Here is an 18,919-nt window from a genome sequence, read left to right on the forward strand (position 1 = left end):
ATACTTAATTTATTAAGTTATTTTTTTAATAAGTATCGATTAATGAGCTAACAGTCAGCTTAGATTCAAATTCATCTACTCTCAGGTCCTGATCTATTTCTGCTATTACTTCTACTTCTCTGCCGGGATAGAGATGAAAGAAGTTATCAGTTAAATCTAAGTCACTACCTTTCAACTCCAGCCAGGTCCAGAGAGCAGTTTTCTCTGCGCTTAAATTGATCCAGTATCTGCCGGCTTCCAGACGCTTAATTTCCGTTTTAATATCTGGCTCCTGCAGCTGCATATGCTTTGGTCTGGCAAAAGAAACAAAGTTCTCAGCAACTATCTCTCCTTCAACCTCTAACTCCAGCCAGAGCATTAAATTTCTGGCACCATGCTGATCAACATAGTCCTGGAGTTCTAAAGTTCTAAAATGCTGATTGCCTGCAGCCTTAATTTCTGCTGCAAAAGAGTTTTCTAATATCAGCTGGCCGCTGACATCTCTTAACTGCCAGTTAACCTTTCCTTTTAAATCCTGATATTTATCACTTGTAACATGAATCTCAACTGTTGAATCTTCAGTGTTTTCTATTCCTGATATTAAAAGTGGCGCATAAAACTTTTTGGCCATATAGTGCAGGGCCTTCCAGCGGCCGTGATAGTCAAGTGAAGACCAGCTGGCTACCGGCCAGTTGTCATTTAACTGCCAGTAGAGAGTTCCCATCCCCCGCGGCATATTGCGGCGCCAGTTTTCCACTGCATATTTGATTCCCAGTCCCTGCAGAATCTGACTTGTCCAGAGAACATTATCAAATCCAACAGGCAGGCGGAACCAGTCCAGCATATAGTGCATTATTGTCGAGTTACCAATACCACTGCGCTGGTGATGTTCCATAACATAAGAAGTTATATTGCGGTCCTCTGCTTCTGTATAGCCGTAGACTGTTTTGGGCTCCGGAAATGACTGAAAACCAAACTCGCTGTTAAAGCGGTGCTCACAGGTTCTGTACCATTCAAATGGCTTTTTACCGTGCCAGACATCCCAGAGGTGAGCATCTCCCCAGTCCGGGTTATTGAAGTCATTGCGGTCACCCTCAGGGCTGTGGGGACTTCCAGGCCAGTAATCGGTTTGTGGATCAAGGTCAGCTACAACTTCCGGCAGCAGTTCGTCAAATAACTTTTGGTAGTCATCCCAGGGCATAGTTATTTTTTCGCTGTCCCACTTATCAGCTGCTATTCCCTGCTCAATTTCGTTGTTTCCACACCAGAGAGCAAGTGAAGCATGGTGGCGGATTCTTTTTACATTCTCTTCTGCTTCAACTTTAACATTGGCCATAAAATCATCGTCAAAACTGGGGTAGGTTCCACAGGCAAAAATGAAATCCTGCCAGACTGTTAAACCAAGTTCATCACAGATCTCATAAAAGTCATCACTCTCATAAAGTCCTCCACCCCAGACACGGAGCATATTCATATTTGCTTCTGCTGCAGATTCTAATAGTTTTCGATAATCTTTTCTTTTAACTCTGGATACAAAAGCATCTGCAGGTATCCAGTTAGCACCTTTGGCAAAAAAGTCTCTGCCGTTAGCTCTAAATTTAAAGGACTGACCCCACTCGTCATCCTCAGTAATTAGCTCAAGCTCCCTTAAACCAATCTTTTTCTGAACAGAATCCAGTCTCTGACCACCACTGTCATAAATTGAAATTTCGAGGTCATAGAGAGGCTGTTCTCCCATTCCGTTGGGCCACCAGAGTTCAGGCTCTTCTACTTCAAATTCTATCTTTGCTTTTTCTCCTTCAATTTCGAAATGATTTTTATAAACATTCTTATCTGCCAGCATAAACTTAACTTCTACATTTAAATCTTCAGCTGCCACCTTTTCTGTCTGCAGATCAACTGCCAATTCTATACTACCACTTTCCAGATGCTGCTGCTCGACCTTTATTTCTTCAATTCTTGCTTTATCAAGAGCAATCAGCCCAATATCTTTCCAGATCCCCATTGTAACCAGCATCGGTCCCCAGTCCCAGCCAAAGTTGCTGGGTTGTTTGCGCAGCCAGCCACCTCCATGCAGGCGGTGGTCACCTACACTCCAGGCTGGAATATGAAATTCTTCATCTTTTTTTCTTAAATAGGGCAGCGGAGAATTAAAATGAACTCGAATCTCATTTTCTCCCACCTCTAAGTACTCTTTAATTTCAAATTCCCAGTTTCTATACATATTATTAGTTTCTGCAATTTTGTGCTGATTAATATAAATTTCAGCCAGAGTATCCAGTCCCTCTGCATTAAGCAGAATTTTCTTCGCCGCAAGAAATTCTTCGCTTAAATTAAATTTTCTGCTGTAATCCCAGTCACTTTCTCCAATCCACATCAAATTTTCTTCATTATTTCGGTAAAATGGATCTTCGATCTGCCCCGCATTAATTAAATCAGTATGCACACAGCCAGGGACTTCTGCCTCAATTTTTTGCTGCTGATCACTCTGCTTTAAATCCCAGCTTCCGTTTAATGATAATTTTTTCATAATCTCACCCCATTGTAGTTTGAAAGATCCTAATTATTCAACATCAAAACCATTAATATTGTTTAATAAATCCTCAGACATTGACTTCAATTCTCCAGCAGTACTTAATATTTCATCTGTAGAGGCTGCCTGTTCCTGAGTTGAAGCCGAAATTTGTTCTGAACTGGAAGCAAAGTCCCTGGTCACCTTGGCTATGTCATTAATTGCATTTTCTACATTTTCACTCTCTTCTCTCATTGAACTAATCCGATCAACAACATTATTGATAGAGCGGCCGAGACTGTTGGAAACATTTCTAATTTCTTTAAAAATACTATTTGTCTCTTCTATGCTTTCCACACTGGCTCCAACCAGTTCTTCATTCTGATCCATAGAATTAACAGCTTCATTAACTCCCAGCTGTATTTTTTCTATTAACTTAGATATTTTCTCTGTCGCCCCAGCAGATTCTTCTGCCAGAGACCTGATTTCATCAGCAACAACAGAAAAACCTCGACCAGCCTCTCCTGCTCTTGCTGCTTCAATGGCAGCATTTAGAGCCAGCAGGTTAGTCTGATTTGAAATATCGTTAATTAAAACTACAATATCACCAATTTCTTCGGACATCCTGCCTAAGTTTTGAATTAATTCTGCGACCTCTTTTGTTTCTTTGCTTAAATCATTGATATTATTGATTGAGCTGGAAACAGTCTGGTTTCCTTTTTCAATACTTGTTAGAACTTCATCTGCTCCAGAAGCAATTTCTTCGGCATTTTTATCAACTTCTTTTATTTCCTGATTTAAACGCTGAACATTGTTATTGCTTTCTTCAATCTGAGCCAGCTGTTCTTCCGAGCCTGCAGAAAGATTTTCTACAGCCAGTCCCACCTCTTCTGCCCCTTTATTAACTTCTCTGCTGTTTTGGTCCATTTTTTCGGCAGAGGAATTCAGGTTTTCTGCCTGCTGATTAATATCAACCACCAGCTTGTTTAATTCCTCCAGCATTTCATTAAAAATACCGGCCATAATTCCAATCTCATCTTTTCGTTTGAGATCTTTTCTGCCCATTTTAACCTGTTCTCTCAGATCACCATTTTTCATCTTTCTAAATGAGTCCATAAAAGAGGAAAGTGGTTTAAGCTGCCAGCTGATAAAAAAGAAAGTTACTAATAGAGCCAGAACTAAAGAGATTCCCGAAACTGTCCAGATAGTTCGACCGAGTCTGCTGACTGGAGCCAGCATCTGTTCGGTAGGTATTTCAACTGCCAGAGCCAGATTTTCTCTAATCTGATTTTTAAGCAGATAATAACCTCCAACTTCTTCTGAAGTGGTGCTGTTTTGATCTGTTCTCTCCTCTACAAACCAGTTATTATCTATTTTAGACGCGAAAAGCTCTCTGTTTTGTGCTCTAATGATCTGCCCATCAGAATTAATCAATTTATAATTTTCAGCATTTTCAACATTTAAACTCTGCAGTTCGGAATAAACTATCTCTGGATTTAAGGCCAGTACTATATAAGCGCTGATAGTTTCACCATCATCTGCATAAATAGGTGAATTATAAAGTAGATAATTCTGATTATTGTCGTTATGTATGCTGCCAAAACTTATATTCTTATATAAATCTGGATCCAACTTTTCTTTTAAGTAATGATCATGATCTTCTAAAGCCTGAGCTGAATAGGCTCTGGAATCTGAAATCACTGTTCCATCTGCCATTACCAGGTAAGCATATTCGATATTTTCTATATTCTTTCTGACAGATCTTAAGGCTCCGGCTGTAGAATACTGCATACCCATAAAGGTATCTATATTTACAACAAATTCTTCACCTGCTGCCGGCTCTGCTTCACTGCCGGGATAAAGTCCTTCCATTAATTCGAAGTAGCCATTAAAACTGCTGTCAGAACTTATACTGTCAATCTGCCTGTCAAGAGTTTTTAACATTGATTCAACATTTGTTTGATAAGAAGAGGCGACTAAATTAATATTTTCGTCAATCTGGTTTCTAACGATTTCTGAAGCTGAATTAAAAGTTAAATAACTGATTGTTCCCAGCACCAGTAATAGAATTAAAACAATAATAGCGGAAATTTTCCATTTTAGTGAGTTAAAAAAAGATAAATTTTTATTTTGCTTTTGAGCAGACATACTTTTCTCCCCCTGCCTTCAATTTTTAAATCAATAAAGCTTAAAGCAGCCAGAAAGTTTATCTAACTGGTATAGGGGAACCAGCTTATTTTTCTTAAGCAGCTTTAAGCTTTAATTGAAAATTAATTAAATATAATATTCATCACCTTAACAATTCAAACTTTATTTATTTTTTCAGTCCGTTATTTTCAATTACATCTTTTAACAATCTGGCACTATCTTTCATTCAAATGCCCCCTCTAATAAAGCATACTCTCTTATTATCTAAAACTAATTACTTTGTGTCACTAAATAATACACTGTGATCTTCTTCGATCTCTACAAAACCCTTACCTTCATTTTCTTTGTAGAATTTTTTAACATCACTTACTACCTGTTCCGGCAGGAATTCTTCATCTGGATCCCAGCGCTCACCAATCTCAGGTACAGCTTCAAATAACATTTGAGTATAAGGATGAGTTGCATTCTCGTATATCTTTTTAGTATCGCCTCTTTCCACCAGTCGACCTTTGTACATAATCAGCGATTTATCACTGATGTAGTAGCCGAGATTAAGATCATGGGTGATAAAAATAACTGACATTCCGTGTTTTTTGCAGGATTCCACCAGCAGATTTAAAACTCCAATTCTGGTTGAGGCATCAAGCATACTGATTAACTCATCTGCTATTAAAACATCTACATCCATCAGCAGAGCTCGGGCAATCAATAATCTCTGCAGCTGGCCACCACTTAACTGATGGGGGAATTTACCTAAGGTTCGATCCGGATTTAAGTTTACATCATAGAGAGCATCTCTAATTGCCTCATCTTTATCTTCATAATCTAAATCAAAGGAATCGAAAATTAGATCAAAAACTCTATCCACTCTGTATAAAGGGTTAAATGTTGCAAATGGATCCTGAAAGATCCCCTGAACCCGGCGGTAATACTGCTGAGTCTCAGCTTTATCATTAATTTCTGAAATATCTTTTCCTTTATATATTATTTTACCTTCGCTTGGATTGATTAATTTTAAAATTAATTTTCCAACAGTTGTTTTTCCACTACCACTTTCTCCAATTAAAGAAATTATTTTTCCTTTTTCGATATCAAAGGAAACATCTTTGGCAGCAACAGTATATTCGGGATTTAAAATTCCACTTTTAAAAACCTTGGTTAAACCTTCTACTGACATTACAACATCTTTATTTTTAGCCATTAAGATCACTTCCTAACTCTTTCCATCTCCAGCAGGAAACGAAATGGTCTTCTGCTACCTTTTCTCTCTGAGGAGTTTCTTCACATTTGTCAATTGCATAAGGACAGCGATGTCTGAAACGGCACCCTTCTTCAATATTTAATAAGTGGGGAGGAGTTCCCTCAATTCCTGATAAACGTTTATCTTTATACTGAATCCCTACTTTAGGTAAAGAATCAATTAAAGCTCTGGTATAGGGATGACGGGGATTATCTACAATTTCATCAGTCGGTCCAATTTCAGCAAAATTACCGGCATACATAATCATTATTCTGTCGGCTATTTGGTATAAAATTGATAAATCATGAGTAATAAAAATTGAAGATTTAATAATTCCTAAATCCCTTAGATTAGCAAGCATTGTTGCCACAAATCGCTGGGAGCTAACATCCAGGGCTGAAGTAATTTCATCAGCTATTAAAAATTCTGGATCTAAAATGGTAGAAATAACCATGATAACTCTCTGCTTCATTCCACCAGATAATTCAATTGAATATCTGTTTAACACTGATTCATCCAGGTTTACCAGATCAAGTCTTTCTTTTACTTTATCGAAAAACTTTTTATCTGTTTTAATGCCGTGCTGTCTGGCTAAATCAGCTATATATGTTTTTATCTTTTTAGTAGGAGAAAAGGCGTCAAGTGCATACTGGGGTATTAAAGAAATTGTGCTTAAGCGGAGCTTTTTGAATTCTTCTTCGCTCATCTCCATAATTTTATTTCCAACCAGATCAACCTCTCCTGAGATATATTTTAGGGGTTTTTTTCTGGAAATAAAAGTGCTTGCCAGCGTACTTTTTCCACAGCCAGATTCGCCAGCCAGGCCTAAAATTTCTCCTTTTTTAAGATTAAAGGTTACATCATCTACTGCTTTAACCTGACCTTTTAAAATATCATAATATGCCTTAAGATTTTTGACTTCTAATATATTCTCGCTCATAACTTACATCTCCCTCAAACGTGGGTTAAAGGCTGCATCTAATCCTGTATTGATAAAGTATAAAGCTGTAATTAGAATTGTTAAAATCAAACCAGGAATTATTGCCCACCACCACATACCAAGTTGTATACCATTCCAGTTAACCGCATTCTGCATCACAAGACCTAAAGAAATACCCTTTGTTGGTCCTAATCCCAGAAACTCCAGCTGAACTGTTGCCAACATGGTACCATTAAACTGCTGAATAAATACCATGAATACATAGGAAAACATATTGGAAGCAATATCTTCTCTTAAAATCCTGCCAACACTAATTGAAGAAATCCTGGATAGAGACACATATTCTTGATTTTTTAAAGAAAGGGTCTGAGATCTAACGGCTCTTGCTGTCCAGGGCCAGGCTGTTGAAGCAACAATCACTGCCATAACAAATGTCCCCCGTACTTCCAGAAATGCTGCAATTACAATTAAAAGTGCAAGCTGTGGCATCACTACAAAAATATTGGTTAACATCATTAAAAGCTCATCAAAAATTGTTCCACCATAATAACCAGCAACAAAACCAATTATACAGCCGATTAAAGTTGCAATACTACCAGCTATAGCCCCCACTAAAAGAGTTGAGCGCAGACCATTAACCGTCCGAGTAAATACATCCTTACCATCAATAGTCGTACCAAAGAAATGCTCTGAGGAAGGGGGTAAATAACCCTGTCCGGCATATTCATCATATTCATATTGAGCAATCATTGGGCCAAATGCTGCCAGCAAAAAAACAAAGGCTACAATAGTTAAACCAAAAATAACTTTTTTATTTGTTAAAGCATAATATAAATTTTCATGTTTTGCCCAGAAATCTTTTGCCATAACCTAAACCTCCTCAGTAAATGAAAGTCTAACTCTTGGATCAATGAACATATATACTATATCTACTATAAAATTCGCTGCTAAAACCATGGTTACAATTGTTAAAAATACTCCCTGCATTAAAAAATAATCCTGGTTTTGTACTGCATCAAGCATCATTCTACCGAGACCGGGATAATTAAATACCACCTGAACTGTTATTGCGCCACCAACAATTCGACCAATTCTTAAAGCCAGACCTGTAACCTGTGGTAAAACACCATTACGAAAGCCATAACGCCTGATCAATTTTTTAGAGGCACCCAGAGTCTCCATATACTTAGAATAATTTGAACTTTTTTCGTACATGATCATATTGCGCATTCCAATTGCCCAGCCACCGAGCTGAACCAAAAACATAGTAAAAAACGGCAAAAACCAGTGATGTAAAAAATCAGCTATAAAATTCCAGGTAAAAGCAGGTGAGGCCGTCGAACTGTAGGCTCCACTAATTGGGAACCAGCCAATAACCACCCCAAAGAAAAATACTACAATCCCGGCCATCCAAAAATATGGTGAGGAAGCTAAAAAATAAAAGAATGGCATTGAAGCATTATCGACTTTTTTATCTGTCCCGGAATAAGCACCCAGTTTATTACCAACAATCCAGCTTAATATAATTGCAGGAAACAGAACTGCCAGATCATAGACAATAGCTCTTTTTATAATATCTATTACTGGTGTTGGAAACTGAATAATTGAAATTCCGAAATCAAGCGTAAAAACTGATTTCCAAAAATTAAGATATTGTTCCCAGAGAGGCTGATCTAAATTAAAAAGCAGGGTAAGTTGATCCTGCAAAATTTCACGTCCGCCCTCCATACCGGAAAAACGTGACAAAAGTGATTGGATTGGATCCCCAGGCATCATTCTGGGAATTATAAAATTAATTGTTACTGCCAGAATAAATGTAATAATATAGATAATTAATTTTTTCCGCAAATATTTACCCATCTTTTGCTGCTCCTTTCTAAATAACAGGCCCGATAAAAAATTATCGGACCTGTATTAATAACTCAATTCAATTGTTTTGACTTTTACTCTGCTGGTTCCAGCCCAATTAAGGTATGAATCATACCTAACTGATAAGCATTACCCCAACTTACTGGAACACCATAAGGATCATCCTCATTTGGCCAGTTTGTCCAGTTGTTTGTTGTCTGTTGAGCCCAGAGACCATTATGCCAGAGAGGTACTGTTGGCATTTCTTCTAAAAGAATTCTCTGAATCTCAGAAGCAATTTCCTGTTTTTCAGTTTCATTCTTTGTCATGTTAAATTTATCAATTAAATCAAAGAGTTTAGGGTTATCATAAGCACCCCAGTTACCATTACTGATTGTTTCGCCATGAATACTCTCGTTTGCTACACCATCCCAGTAATCAAATGGATTTGAAGAAAGAGTTGTATTGAAGTTAGCAATTAACATGTCGAAATCTTTATTAAAGCGCTTGTTATCAAATAGTGAGGAATCAGGGAAGTTAGGTGTAATATTTACCCCAATTTCTTCAGCATTCTGAGAAATAACTCTGACAGCTGACATCCAGTCTGTCCAGCCACTGGGAACTATAATGCTTAATTCGAGTGGGTCACCATTAGGCATATCTCTCCAGCCATCACCATCTGCATCAACATAACCTGCATCATTTAATAAGGCTTTGGCTTTGGTAGTATTATACTCAAAACCATATTCATCTACTACATTTTCATCCAGATATTTTAACCAACCTTCTCCAAATAAACCTGTTGGATTGGCAGGCTTTACCAGGCCACCATATACACGGTCAACAATTGCCTGCTGATCTACCATATAGGCCATTGCTCTTCTAAACTGAACATCATCCATTGGTTTTCTGGTTGTGTTCATATACATATTAGCTGTGTTCCAGGAAAGCATATATGGCTCTCCATCATACCAGGTTTTTAAACCAAACTGATCTTTAACTTTCTGAACACCAGGGATAAAGTTATTACTTAAGTCAAGTTCGCCTTTCATTAACATTCCCATAACAACATTGTTGCTCTGATTAACTAAATCAACAAGATATTTAGGTTTAGGCTGACCGAATACATCATTACCCCACCAGTCATCATTTCTTTCCCAGACCATTCTGTCCTGACCTGCTTCTCTGGCCATATATGGACCAGTACCAACAGGATCTTTCATTGTTCTGGTAATTAATTCGTCAGATGGAATTTCACTCCAGATATGTTCTGGAATAATGTAACGCTGATATAATTCAGAATCCCATTCTGCATAATGTGGTTCACTGAAGGTAAATCTAACTGTATAATTATCTTCTGCCTCTACAGATTCCATCCAGTCCCAGACAGGTGAATACATTATAGAGTTATCTTTTGCAAGTTCATAAGTAAAGACAACATCTTCTGCATTAAATTCTTCACCATCTGTCCAATTAATACCTTCTCTTAAATTAAGAACATATTCATTGTCGGAAACCCATTCTCCACTTTCAGCCAACCAGGGCTGATATTCGTTTTCAAGTGGGTTATAAGAAAACATTGTCTCATAAACTAAGCCACCTGTACCTGGAGTAGGGTTAGGAATTAGAACATTCCAGGTTGATGGAGGTCCCCACATTGCTCCAGAAACAACTAAGGTCTCTTCTCTAGGAAGATCCTGAGCCAGAGACATACCTCCAACTAGAAATAGAAAAGCCAGAGTTAGAATTAAAACCTTCTTACCAACATTCATCATTAATAAACACCCCTTTAAATTATTTTGTAATGCAAAATGTCACTCTCTTTTGTCTTAAGGGATTATTAACTTATAAAAGTAAGAGTGAACAAAATTTTAGCAATTTCACCAATCTTCATTAAATTAACAAATTTTAAAATTTAATATTTGAAGAAAAGGAGAAATTTACGCTAAAACTTACTAAAACGATTTCTTGATTTAATTATAGCGTAAATTTGCAGACAATTCAAGCTAATTTTTATTTTTTTTATTTAATTTTCAATGTACAAAAAAATTATTTGATTAAAAAACAATATTTTTCGTTATTTACGAAATAACTTTCTTATATTATAGCATTGTTTTTTCGTTTTTTCAAATAATTTTAAAAAAAGATTCAATTTTATTTATTTTTGAACATATGTTATACTATAAGAAAAGTTTTTCGCTTGTTTTGAAAGATTATTACTGCTAAAACATTAAACCTGTAAATTTTTTTGAAAGGAAGTATCAGTATGAGTATTACAATTAAAGATATTGCGGAAAAAGCTGAAGTTTCTATTTCAACTGTTTCTAAATCACTAAATGATAAAGGAGGGGTCTCTCCTGTTACCAGACAGAAGATTTTAAACATTGCCAAAGAAATGGGGTATTTTTCTTTCCATTCTCAGGTGAACTTAAAAACGCATAATATTGCTTTTATAATGAGCCGCCGTCATATCCCTATCTTTAATAACCCTTTTTACACAAGAGTTATAGCAGGAGTGGAAGTTGAAATAGAAAATTATGATTATAATCTTCTCTTTTCAACAATTAAGCTTGAAGATCTAAAAAGCAAAGAAATTCCTGCAATAATCAGTCAGAACAAAGTTGATGGACTTATCCTGGCCGGTGCCGATATTAATACTGACATGATTAAAGCAATAGAAGAATTGAAATTTCCAACTGTATTAGTTGATAACTATTTGAGTTCCCCTATTATGGACTCAATAGTTTCAGATAATTATAATGGAGCTATGCAGGCTGTTAAATATTTAATTAAAATGGGCCATCAAGAAATTGGTTATGCTGGTGGACCCAATTCTCATCCCAGTTTTAATGAAAGATATAAAGCCTACAAATTAGAAATGATTGAAAATAATTTAGATATTAATAATAATTTTATTAAAATAAAAGAAGATTTTGGTCAAAATATGGGTAAAGAACTTGCCAAATCTTTTTTAAGAGAAAAAGAACTGCCAACAGCTATTTTTGCTGCCAATGATGCAACTGCTATTGGTCTTATTCAGGCTTTTAATAAATATGGTTTGGAAGTACCAGGAGATATTTCTATAATTGGCTTTGATAATATTGAACTTACTGCTTTTACAACCCCAAAAATATCCACTATTTCGGTGGACAAAGAAGGAATGGGCCAGGAAGCTGCTCGAAAATTATTTGACCGGATTCAAAATCCAGAAAAAAAATCAACTAAATCAGTTATTCCTACAGAATTAATAGAGAGAGAATCCGTTAAAAAAATTAAATAAATTTAGGCTTTTTATAATACTGCTGTTAGAAACTTTAATTTTCTGACAGCAGTATTTGAGTATTTTCAGAAAAATAATAATTTTATGTTGACTTTTATATCGTAATATCATAATATATAGATATAAGTTGTCAAAACATTTGCAAAGGGGGAGGTATATTATAAAATATTATTTTTTTCACTAAATTTATGAAAAAAATCTCATAGTATTTTCATCAACTTTATTAAAGGAGGTTTTCTTTTGCAGAATTTAAAAAGATATTTATTCAGCACAACATTCTTTTTCCTCTTCTGGCTTGCCTATACTTCATCACTTGAGCAGTCAGAGTTATTAACTGGATTAGTTGTTTCTCTGCTGCTATCACTTTTTACATATCAGAGTTTTAGCAGAGAAAAAACTCAGAATAATATTATCAGCAGGATATTTGCTTTTATAAAGTATATACCTGTTTTTTTATGGGAAATGCTGAAAGCAAATCTTGATGTAGCAAAAAGAGTTATTGATCCTTCTCTACCAATTAATCCAGGAATTGTAGAGATTAAAACTAATCTCAAATCAGACAGGGCCAAATTATTTTTGGCAAACTCTATTACTTTAACTCCTGGAACTCTGACAGTAGATATAATCGATGACAGTCTTTATATTCACTGGATTGATCTCAGTACTACTGATCCAGCAGAACAGAAAAAACTAATTTCTGAAAAATTCGAGAATTTATTGGAGGGGGTCTTTTAATGTTAAATTATATCTTCATAATTATTTCTGCTGCAGTTTTGATTGCAGTTATTAGATTGCTCAAAGGCCCAACTCCAGCTGATAGAATAGTTTCTTTAGATACAGTAACAACTATAATAAGCTCTCTGCTGGTAGTTCTGGCACTATTTTTTAAAAATCATATTTATCTGGATATTTCCTTTGTTTTTGCGGCACTTTCTTTTACAGGAGTAATTGTTATCGCCCGCTATCTTGAAGGGAGAGGTTAATTTTGATTATTATCAATACTTTAGGCTATATTTTAATTTTCTTAGGAACTTTGTTTCTCTTTTTAGGGGCTTTAGGCTTATTGAGAATGCCGGATGTTTACAACCGACTTCAGGCAGGAACAAAAGCAACAACTCTAGGAGCTTTATCTACTATTATAGGAGTAGGTATGGTTGAGACTGACTGGTTTTTAAAAACATTAATTATTGCTATTTTTATCTTAATGACAAATCCAATTGGCAGTCATGCTATAGCTCGTGCTGCCAGACTGAGCAGAATTGCAGTTGATAAAATAACAGCTCAGGATAAATATCAAGAAAATTATTTAAATAAGAAAGGCAGTGATCAGAATGCCTCTAATTTCTAGCTTTTTAATTTTAATTATGCTTATTGCTGCATTAGCAGCCTTATTTTTTGATAACTTATTAAATTCTATTATAGCTGCCGGTCTGGTCAGCTTAATCGCTTCAGTTCTATTTTATTTTTTAAAAGCACCTGATGTCGCAATGACAGAGGCAGCAATTGGGGCCGGGTTAACAACAGCAATTTTTGTACTCGCCTTATATAAAACTGAAAGGGGGAAAAGTGAGTGAAGTTTAGAAACTTTTTGGCCTTAATAATTGTAGCCGTCTTTGCTTTCATTATCTTTCAGGCTTTTACCATTGTTCCGGCAGCTGGAGAAATTACGATAAATAAATTTGGACAGGCAGATCTAAGTAATAGAACAGCCAGCCGTTATATAAATAAGAATGTTAATTCTGACAGCAAGAAAGTTATTTATAAGGAAAGTTCTAATTTAGAAAGTGGCTCAGCTAATATTGTTACCTCAGTAGTAGCAAACTACAGATCATTTGATACCTTAGGTGAGATCACAGTTTTATTTCTGGCAGCAGCAGGAATTGCAATTGTGCTTAACTTAGAAAAGAGTGAGAAAAGTAGATTTGCAGCCAAAGAAGCTTCTTTGATTTTAAATACTGGAATTAAAATTATCTTTCCTCTGCTCTTATTAGCAGGCGCCTATATTTTTATTCACGGCCACTTAAGCCCTGGTGGAGGATTTCAGGGAGGAGCAGTAATAGCAACTGCTTTTTTACTTAAAATGCTTGCCGATTATAAATTTGAAATTAAAGAAAAAAGCATCACTCTTGTTGAAAGTGCAGCCGGGATAGTATTTGTAGGCCTCGGACTGTATGGATTGATAACAAGAGGCTCTTTTTTAGAAAACTTTCTGGCAACTGGCACTGTTGGAGAGCTCTTCAGCGGAGGAACAATTGCAGTTATTTATACAGCCATTGCCTTTAAAGTAGGAGCAGAATTAACTAATATAGTTAAAAGTCTAATTGAAGCTTAATTAACTGCGGCCAAATTTTAAAAAATAAAGTTTAAATTTTATAAAGGATGTGATTACTTTGCTCAACTTCCTGGAGGAGTGGTCTTTTTTTGGAGGATCAATACTTCTCATTTTAATAGGACTATATGGAGTAATAACCAGAAAGAACATGATAAAAATTCTGATTTCACTTGCTTTAATGGATACCGGAGTTAACCTGATGCTGGTGGCTCTCGGTTATGTTAAAGCAGCAAATGCACCGATCTTAAATTCTGTTGTTCAGACAAATACAGCTGCTTTTGTTGATCCAATTCCACAGGCTCTGGTCTTAACTTCAATTGTAATTGGAACAGCTGTGCTCGGTCTTGGACTTGCACTTGTAATTAAAATATATGATAAATTTTCTACCCTTGATATCTCAAAAATAAGGGGGTTAAAATGGTGAACCTTACTTTAATTATAGCAATACCACTACTTATGTCTTTTACAATGCCAATTTTTAAAATGCTTAATCAAAAACTGCCAAAGGTTATAGCTCTTTTAACAACAGCCTTTAATCTTTTAGTTCTGACAGCAAATTTTTCTCAAATTATGGATTCAGCCATAATAATAGAACTTGGCGGCTGGCAGGCTCCTCTGGCAATTAATCTCTATGTAGGACCTCTGGCCTTATTGGCAGCGTTTTTAATCAACGGTAGTGCCTTTATACTATCAATATATAATTTAACTCAGGATTATAAATTTGATGATAAATTCTACCTTTTATTTTTAATGATAACTGCCGGTGCCAGTGGAATGGTGATGACCGGTGATTTATTCAACCTTTTTGTTTTTATTGAAATTACAAGTATTGCTGCCTACAGCTTAACTGCTTTTGCCGGCAGAGACAGCTACGAAGCCAGCTTTAAATATTTAGTCATCGGGGGAATCGGCTCAGTTTTTATGCTGCTTGGAATAGGATTTACCTATTCAGCAGTCGGCAGTCTTAACCTGGCTGAAATAGCAGCTTCAGCAGGCCTGATCAACCCGCTTTTACTGCAGATTACAGCACTCTTATTTTTAATCGGAGTCGGAATTGAGGCAGAATTATTCCCGCTTAACTTCTGGGTGCCTGATCTTTATACTGAAGCTCCAACAGCAGTTAGCGGAATTATGAGTGGAGCAGTCTCAGCAGCAGGAATCTATGCTTTGGCTAGAATATTTTTCACCCTTTTTCCTGCTCAATCATTTTTAAATTATCTGCTCTATTTAGGGGCCATCACCTTAATCTTAGGTGAACTGATAGCCTATCAGCAAAAAAATATTAAAAGAATGCTGGCCTACTCAAGTTTAGCCCAGATGGGATTGATTGTAGCAGTAATCAGTCTGGGAACTGAGGGAGCCGTTAGAGCTGGACTTTTTCAGCTGGTCAATCATTCAATTTTAAAAATTCTACTCTTTATCAGTGCTGGAGTTCTAATCTCAGCAGCAGGCAGTAAAAACATAGACGACTTAGCCGGTCTGGGCAGCAAAAAGAAAACTGCAGCCTTTGGCTTTACCATTGCTGCCATGGGGATACTTGGTGTGCCATTTTTGAATGGCTTTATCAGTAAGTTTATGATTATCAGCAGCAGTTTAAATGCAGATCAATTTCTGCTGACAGTATTAATACTGCTGGCTGCCGTGATAGAAATTGCCTATTATTTAAAAGTAGTACAGAAATTATATTTTGAAGATTTAAAAATTGAAGTTAAAAAAACAGCTGTAATTACTATACCGGTTGTTTTACTGACTCTAATGATTTTCGGCCTGGGAATTTATCCCCAGCTAATTGCTGACCCCCTGGAAAAAGCGGCAGCAGAACTTATCAACAATGGTAGTTATATTATGACAGTTTTAGGAGGGATGTAAGTGCTGACAAATTATATATTCATCCCGATTGCAGCAGCTTTTATAGCCTATATTTTAAATAAGAGGAATCGAAAAGCTGGAGCAGTTATTACAGCTTTAGTTTCAGCTTATTTACTTTTAAGTCTGACTGCATTATATGGCAGATGGGATATAACTCAAAGCTTTAATCTTAGTTTAATGGGATATAAAATTGACTTTTTACTGGCAGTTAATCCGCTTTCCTGGCTCTTTGCAGTCATGACAGCAGCAATTTCGATTTTAATTGCCTTATTTTCTATTAACTCACAGGAGAATTTTAAGTTCTCTTCTGTTTTCAACTTAAACTTTCTAATCATCATCGGTAGTATGATTGGAATTGTTTTTGCCCGTGATTTCTTAACTCTTTTTATTTTCTGGGAGTTAATGACCTGGACTTCCTTTTATCTGATCTCAGCCGGGAAAAAGAAAATGGCAGGAAAAGCAGCCTATAGGTACATTATTTTAAGTGCCGGAGCAGCTTATGCATTTTTAATGGCCTCTATTTTTATCTTTCAGCAGACAGGAAGCTTTGCCTTTGACTCTGCAGCTGAATTTTTAGTGGCTAATTCTCCAGCTCAGTCAACTATGCTGCTTTTAGTTATCAGCTTACCCTTTATAGTCAAAGCCGGTATCTTCCCTCTTCACATCTGGGTTAAGGATGCTCATGGTAATGCGCCCAAAGAGTTTTCTCCTTTTCTTTCTGGAATGATGCTTAAAATAGGAATCTATGGAATGATCGTTGTTTTCTATCAGCTTTCCTTCTTTAAAATAATAGAAAATACTATCGCTTACCGTGGACTGCCGCTTTTAAGTTATTTATTTGCTCTTTTGGGAGCAGTTACAATAATTACAGGAACAATACTCGCCATCAGACAGGAAGATATGAAAAAATTAGTAGCTTATTCCTCTATTTCTCAAATGGGCTATATAATAATTGGAATTGCAATCGCAACTCCTTTAGGATTTAGCGGCTCAATGCTGCATCTAATGAATCACTTAATCTTTAAATCAACTATCTTTCTGGCTCTGGCTGCGGTAATTTACAGAACTGGAACAACTAAAATGTATGAGATGGGTGGCCTGATCTTTAGAATGCCGCTGACCTTTGCTGCTTATTTGACAGCAATTATTGCTCTTGCAGGTATTCCACCTACAAACGGCTTTATCTCCAAGTGGGTTATCTATCAGGCTTTAATTGAAAAGGGATATCTATTTCTGGCAATTGCTGCCTTTTTCGGCAGTATAGCCTCCTTTATGTATGTCTTTAAGCCCTTAAGCACTGTATTTTTAGGTCAGTTAAAACCTCAGCATCAGAATATTAAAGAGGTTCCTCTGTTGATGAAAATACCTATGCTGATCCTGATTTTAGTAATCGTTTTATTTGGAGTTTTTCCAGGAATTCAGATGAATATTATCAATCAAATTTCTGGCTATTTAGGTATAGAAACTGTTAACTATACTCTCTACAGTATTCAGGGAGCAAATGGAGCCTGGAATTCTCTTTTAATCTTTAATATCTTCTCAGCTGGATTTATCATAGCACTCTTGCTCTTTAGTTTTGCTAAAAAATCTAAACTGGTTGGTCTGCTGGACACCTACAGTTCTGGTGAATATATTACAGATGCTGAAAGTTATCATTATGCCTATCAATATTATAGACCCTTTGATAGATTATTTGATAATCTAGCAGCTAAAAGTTTAACTGACTTTTATGAAACTTTAACTAAAAACCTGGTTAGAAGTGGTGAGGGCTTAAGAAGAGTTCTTGCAGCCGGTAAGCTGCAGAACTATGCTCTTTATTCAGTCTTATTATTTGTTATTCTAGCTGCAGTGGGGTGGATAATATGATAGATATAATTTATAGAATCGGACATTTTGTTCTAATCACAGTTTTTTCAATGGCTCTTGGACTGCTCTTTATGGGCATTGCCCGTAAAATTGTGGCCAGGATTCAAAAAAGATATGGTCCTCCTGTTTATCAGCCCTATCTTGATGTTTTAAAGTTATTTGGAAAAGATGCTATAACTCACGGATTTATCTTTGACTTCGGTGCGATTATGGCTCTTGGGGGAGTGATTGCAACCTTATTCTTTATTCCCCTTGGCAGCTGGCAGCTCTATTCAATGGAGGGAACTGTAATCCTGGTAATCTATCTTTTAGCAATTGCTTCTCTCGGAATGGCAATGGGAACTGTTGGTTCTGGTAATCCTCAGGCTTCAGTTGGAATTTCCAGAGCCTTAATGCAGATGTTAGGTTATGAACTGCCCTATCTGGTCATTTTATTTGCGCTGATCTATAGATACCAGACATCTTCTGTCTGGGGGCTGATGCAGGCCCAGGCTGGAAGTTTTTTAAACTGGAATCTCTTTGCCTATCCGCTGATGGCTGCAGTTGCCTTTGTGGTGCTAATTGGAATGATGGGCAAAAAACCCTTTGATTCTATGATTGCTCCATCGGAGATTGGGTCTGGCCCGGTTGTAGAATCCGGTGGTAAGTATCTCGGTATGCTGCTCTTACAGAAGTCAATCACAATTATTATTGAACTGGCCCTTTATGTCAACCTCTTTTTAGGAGGGGCGGAAAACATTCTAATCTTCACTTTTAAAATGCTTATAGTCTGGATTTTAGCAACAATGTTCGGCAGCCTTTTCCCCAGATTTAGAATTGAAGATGGAATTAAGTTTTTCTGGAAGTGGCCTTTAGGAATAGCAATTTTACAGGCAATATATATAATTACTTAAGCAGGAGGTTTT

17 protein-coding genes are annotated in these 18,919 nt (G+C 36.4%); 10 read left to right on the plus strand and 7 right to left on the minus strand.

Annotation, left to right across the window (positions count from 1 at the left end):
* Window positions 1-25: 25 nt before the first annotated feature.
* The 7 genes from DFR80_RS03500 to DFR80_RS03530 all read right to left on the minus strand — a co-directional run bounded on the left by DFR80_RS03500 (window position 26) and on the right by DFR80_RS03530 (window position 10,442).
* On the minus strand, window positions 26-2,509 hold the full coding sequence (locus tag DFR80_RS03500; RefSeq protein WP_114489222.1) for a glycoside hydrolase family 2 protein: 2,484 nt from the start codon (window positions 2,507-2,509) through the stop codon (window positions 26-28).
* 33 nt (window positions 2,510-2,542) lie between these two features.
* Window positions 2,543-4,639 carry a methyl-accepting chemotaxis protein gene (locus tag DFR80_RS03505; protein WP_114489223.1) on the minus strand — a complete coding sequence of 699 codons (2,097 nt, stop codon included), beginning with the start codon at window positions 4,637-4,639 and terminating at the stop codon, window positions 2,543-2,545.
* Between the two features lie 274 nt (window positions 4,640-4,913).
* Window positions 4,914-5,840, minus strand: a complete 927-nt coding sequence (locus DFR80_RS03510) for an ABC transporter ATP-binding protein (protein WP_114489224.1) — start codon at window positions 5,838-5,840, stop codon at window positions 4,914-4,916.
* The gene (locus tag DFR80_RS03515) at window positions 5,833-6,819 is read right to left on the minus strand and encodes an ABC transporter ATP-binding protein (protein WP_199505769.1); all 987 of its coding nucleotides are present in this window, start codon (window positions 6,817-6,819) and stop codon (window positions 5,833-5,835) included. The genes DFR80_RS03510 and DFR80_RS03515 overlap by 8 nt, the downstream gene beginning before the upstream one ends.
* Before the next feature lie 3 nt (window positions 6,820-6,822).
* Window positions 6,823-7,686, minus strand: a complete 864-nt coding sequence (locus tag DFR80_RS03520) for an ABC transporter permease (protein ID WP_076543698.1) — start codon at window positions 7,684-7,686, stop codon at window positions 6,823-6,825.
* A 3-nt stretch (window positions 7,687-7,689) separates the two neighbouring features.
* Window positions 7,690-8,679: an ABC transporter permease gene (locus DFR80_RS03525; protein ID WP_076543699.1), complete on the minus strand. Its 990-nt coding sequence runs from the start codon at window positions 8,677-8,679 to the stop codon at window positions 7,690-7,692.
* An 83-nt stretch (window positions 8,680-8,762) separates the two neighbouring features.
* Window positions 8,763-10,442, minus strand: a complete 1,680-nt coding sequence (locus tag DFR80_RS03530; RefSeq protein ID WP_084566050.1) for an ABC transporter substrate-binding protein — start codon at window positions 10,440-10,442, stop codon at window positions 8,763-8,765.
* 491 nt (window positions 10,443-10,933) lie between these two features.
* Between DFR80_RS03530 and DFR80_RS03535 the strand changes: the two genes are divergently transcribed.
* The 10 genes from DFR80_RS03535 to DFR80_RS03580 all read left to right on the plus strand — a co-directional run bounded on the left by DFR80_RS03535 (window position 10,934) and on the right by DFR80_RS03580 (window position 18,907).
* Window positions 10,934-11,947, plus strand: a complete 1,014-nt coding sequence (locus tag DFR80_RS03535; protein WP_076543700.1) for a LacI family DNA-binding transcriptional regulator — start codon at window positions 10,934-10,936, stop codon at window positions 11,945-11,947.
* 240 nt (window positions 11,948-12,187) lie between these two features.
* Window positions 12,188-12,682: a Na+/H+ antiporter subunit E gene (locus DFR80_RS03540; RefSeq protein ID WP_076543701.1), complete on the plus strand. Its 495-nt coding sequence runs from the start codon at window positions 12,188-12,190 to the stop codon at window positions 12,680-12,682.
* Window positions 12,682-12,930, plus strand: a complete 249-nt coding sequence (locus DFR80_RS03545; protein WP_114489225.1) for a monovalent cation/H+ antiporter complex subunit F — start codon at window positions 12,682-12,684, stop codon at window positions 12,928-12,930. Before DFR80_RS03540 ends, DFR80_RS03545 begins: the two co-directional genes overlap by 1 nt.
* 2 nt (window positions 12,931-12,932) lie before the next feature.
* Window positions 12,933-13,295, plus strand: a complete 363-nt coding sequence (gene mnhG, locus DFR80_RS03550; protein ID WP_076543703.1) for a monovalent cation/H(+) antiporter subunit G — start codon at window positions 12,933-12,935, stop codon at window positions 13,293-13,295.
* On the plus strand, window positions 13,279-13,521 hold the full coding sequence (locus tag DFR80_RS03555; protein ID WP_076543704.1) for a hydrogenase subunit MbhD domain-containing protein: 243 nt from the start codon (window positions 13,279-13,281) through the stop codon (window positions 13,519-13,521). Before mnhG ends, DFR80_RS03555 begins: the two co-directional genes overlap by 17 nt.
* On the plus strand, window positions 13,518-14,279 hold the full coding sequence (locus DFR80_RS03560) for a Na(+)/H(+) antiporter subunit B (RefSeq protein WP_084566051.1): 762 nt from the start codon (window positions 13,518-13,520) through the stop codon (window positions 14,277-14,279). Before DFR80_RS03555 ends, DFR80_RS03560 begins: the two co-directional genes overlap by 4 nt.
* Window positions 14,280-14,427: 148 nt before the next feature.
* Complete coding sequence (locus DFR80_RS03565; RefSeq protein ID WP_233493702.1) at window positions 14,428-14,703, plus strand: NADH-quinone oxidoreductase subunit K; 276 nt, start codon at window positions 14,428-14,430, stop codon at window positions 14,701-14,703.
* Window positions 14,700-16,148 (plus strand): proton-conducting transporter membrane subunit, encoded by a 1,449-nt coding sequence (locus DFR80_RS03570; protein WP_158537675.1) that lies wholly within the window; start codon window positions 14,700-14,702, stop codon window positions 16,146-16,148. The genes DFR80_RS03565 and DFR80_RS03570 overlap by 4 nt, the downstream gene beginning before the upstream one ends.
* Window positions 16,149-18,014: a proton-conducting transporter membrane subunit gene (locus tag DFR80_RS03575; protein WP_114489226.1), complete on the plus strand. Its 1,866-nt coding sequence runs from the start codon at window positions 16,149-16,151 to the stop codon at window positions 18,012-18,014. It abuts the gene before it with no gap.
* Window positions 18,011-18,907: a respiratory chain complex I subunit 1 family protein gene (locus tag DFR80_RS03580; RefSeq protein WP_114489227.1), complete on the plus strand. Its 897-nt coding sequence runs from the start codon at window positions 18,011-18,013 to the stop codon at window positions 18,905-18,907. Before DFR80_RS03575 ends, DFR80_RS03580 begins: the two co-directional genes overlap by 4 nt.
* The last annotated feature ends 12 nt before the right edge of the window (window positions 18,908-18,919 follow it).

Origin of the sequence: Halanaerobium sp. ST460_2HS_T2, assembly GCF_003337665.1 — a bacterium.
GTDB classification, from domain to species: Bacteria; Bacillota; Halanaerobiia; order Halanaerobiales; family Halanaerobiaceae; genus Halanaerobium; species Halanaerobium kushneri.

Coding starts and splice junctions, on each gene's coding strand:
- DFR80_RS03500 (WP_114489222.1), bottom strand. CDS start 2,509: ATGAAAAAATTATCATTAAACGGAAGCTGGGATTTAAAGCAGAGTGAT.
- DFR80_RS03580 (WP_114489227.1), top strand. CDS start 18,011: ATGATAGATATAATTTATAGAATCGGACATTTTGTTCTAATCACAGTT.
- DFR80_RS03555 (WP_076543704.1), top strand. CDS start 13,279: ATGCCTCTAATTTCTAGCTTTTTAATTTTAATTATGCTTATTGCTGCA.
- DFR80_RS03525 (WP_076543699.1), bottom strand. CDS start 8,679: ATGGGTAAATATTTGCGGAAAAAATTAATTATCTATATTATTACATTT.
- DFR80_RS03565 (WP_233493702.1), top strand. CDS start 14,428: ATGATAAAAATTCTGATTTCACTTGCTTTAATGGATACCGGAGTTAAC.
- DFR80_RS03515 (WP_199505769.1), bottom strand. CDS start 6,819: ATGAGCGAGAATATATTAGAAGTCAAAAATCTTAAGGCATATTATGAT.
- DFR80_RS03545 (WP_114489225.1), top strand. CDS start 12,682: ATGTTAAATTATATCTTCATAATTATTTCTGCTGCAGTTTTGATTGCA.
- DFR80_RS03535 (WP_076543700.1), top strand. CDS start 10,934: ATGAGTATTACAATTAAAGATATTGCGGAAAAAGCTGAAGTTTCTATT.
- DFR80_RS03530 (WP_084566050.1), bottom strand. CDS start 10,442: ATGATGAATGTTGGTAAGAAGGTTTTAATTCTAACTCTGGCTTTTCTA.
- DFR80_RS03505 (WP_114489223.1), bottom strand. CDS start 4,639: ATGTCTGCTCAAAAGCAAAATAAAAATTTATCTTTTTTTAACTCACTA.
- DFR80_RS03520 (WP_076543698.1), bottom strand. CDS start 7,686: ATGGCAAAAGATTTCTGGGCAAAACATGAAAATTTATATTATGCTTTA.
- DFR80_RS03510 (WP_114489224.1), bottom strand. CDS start 5,840: ATGGCTAAAAATAAAGATGTTGTAATGTCAGTAGAAGGTTTAACCAAG.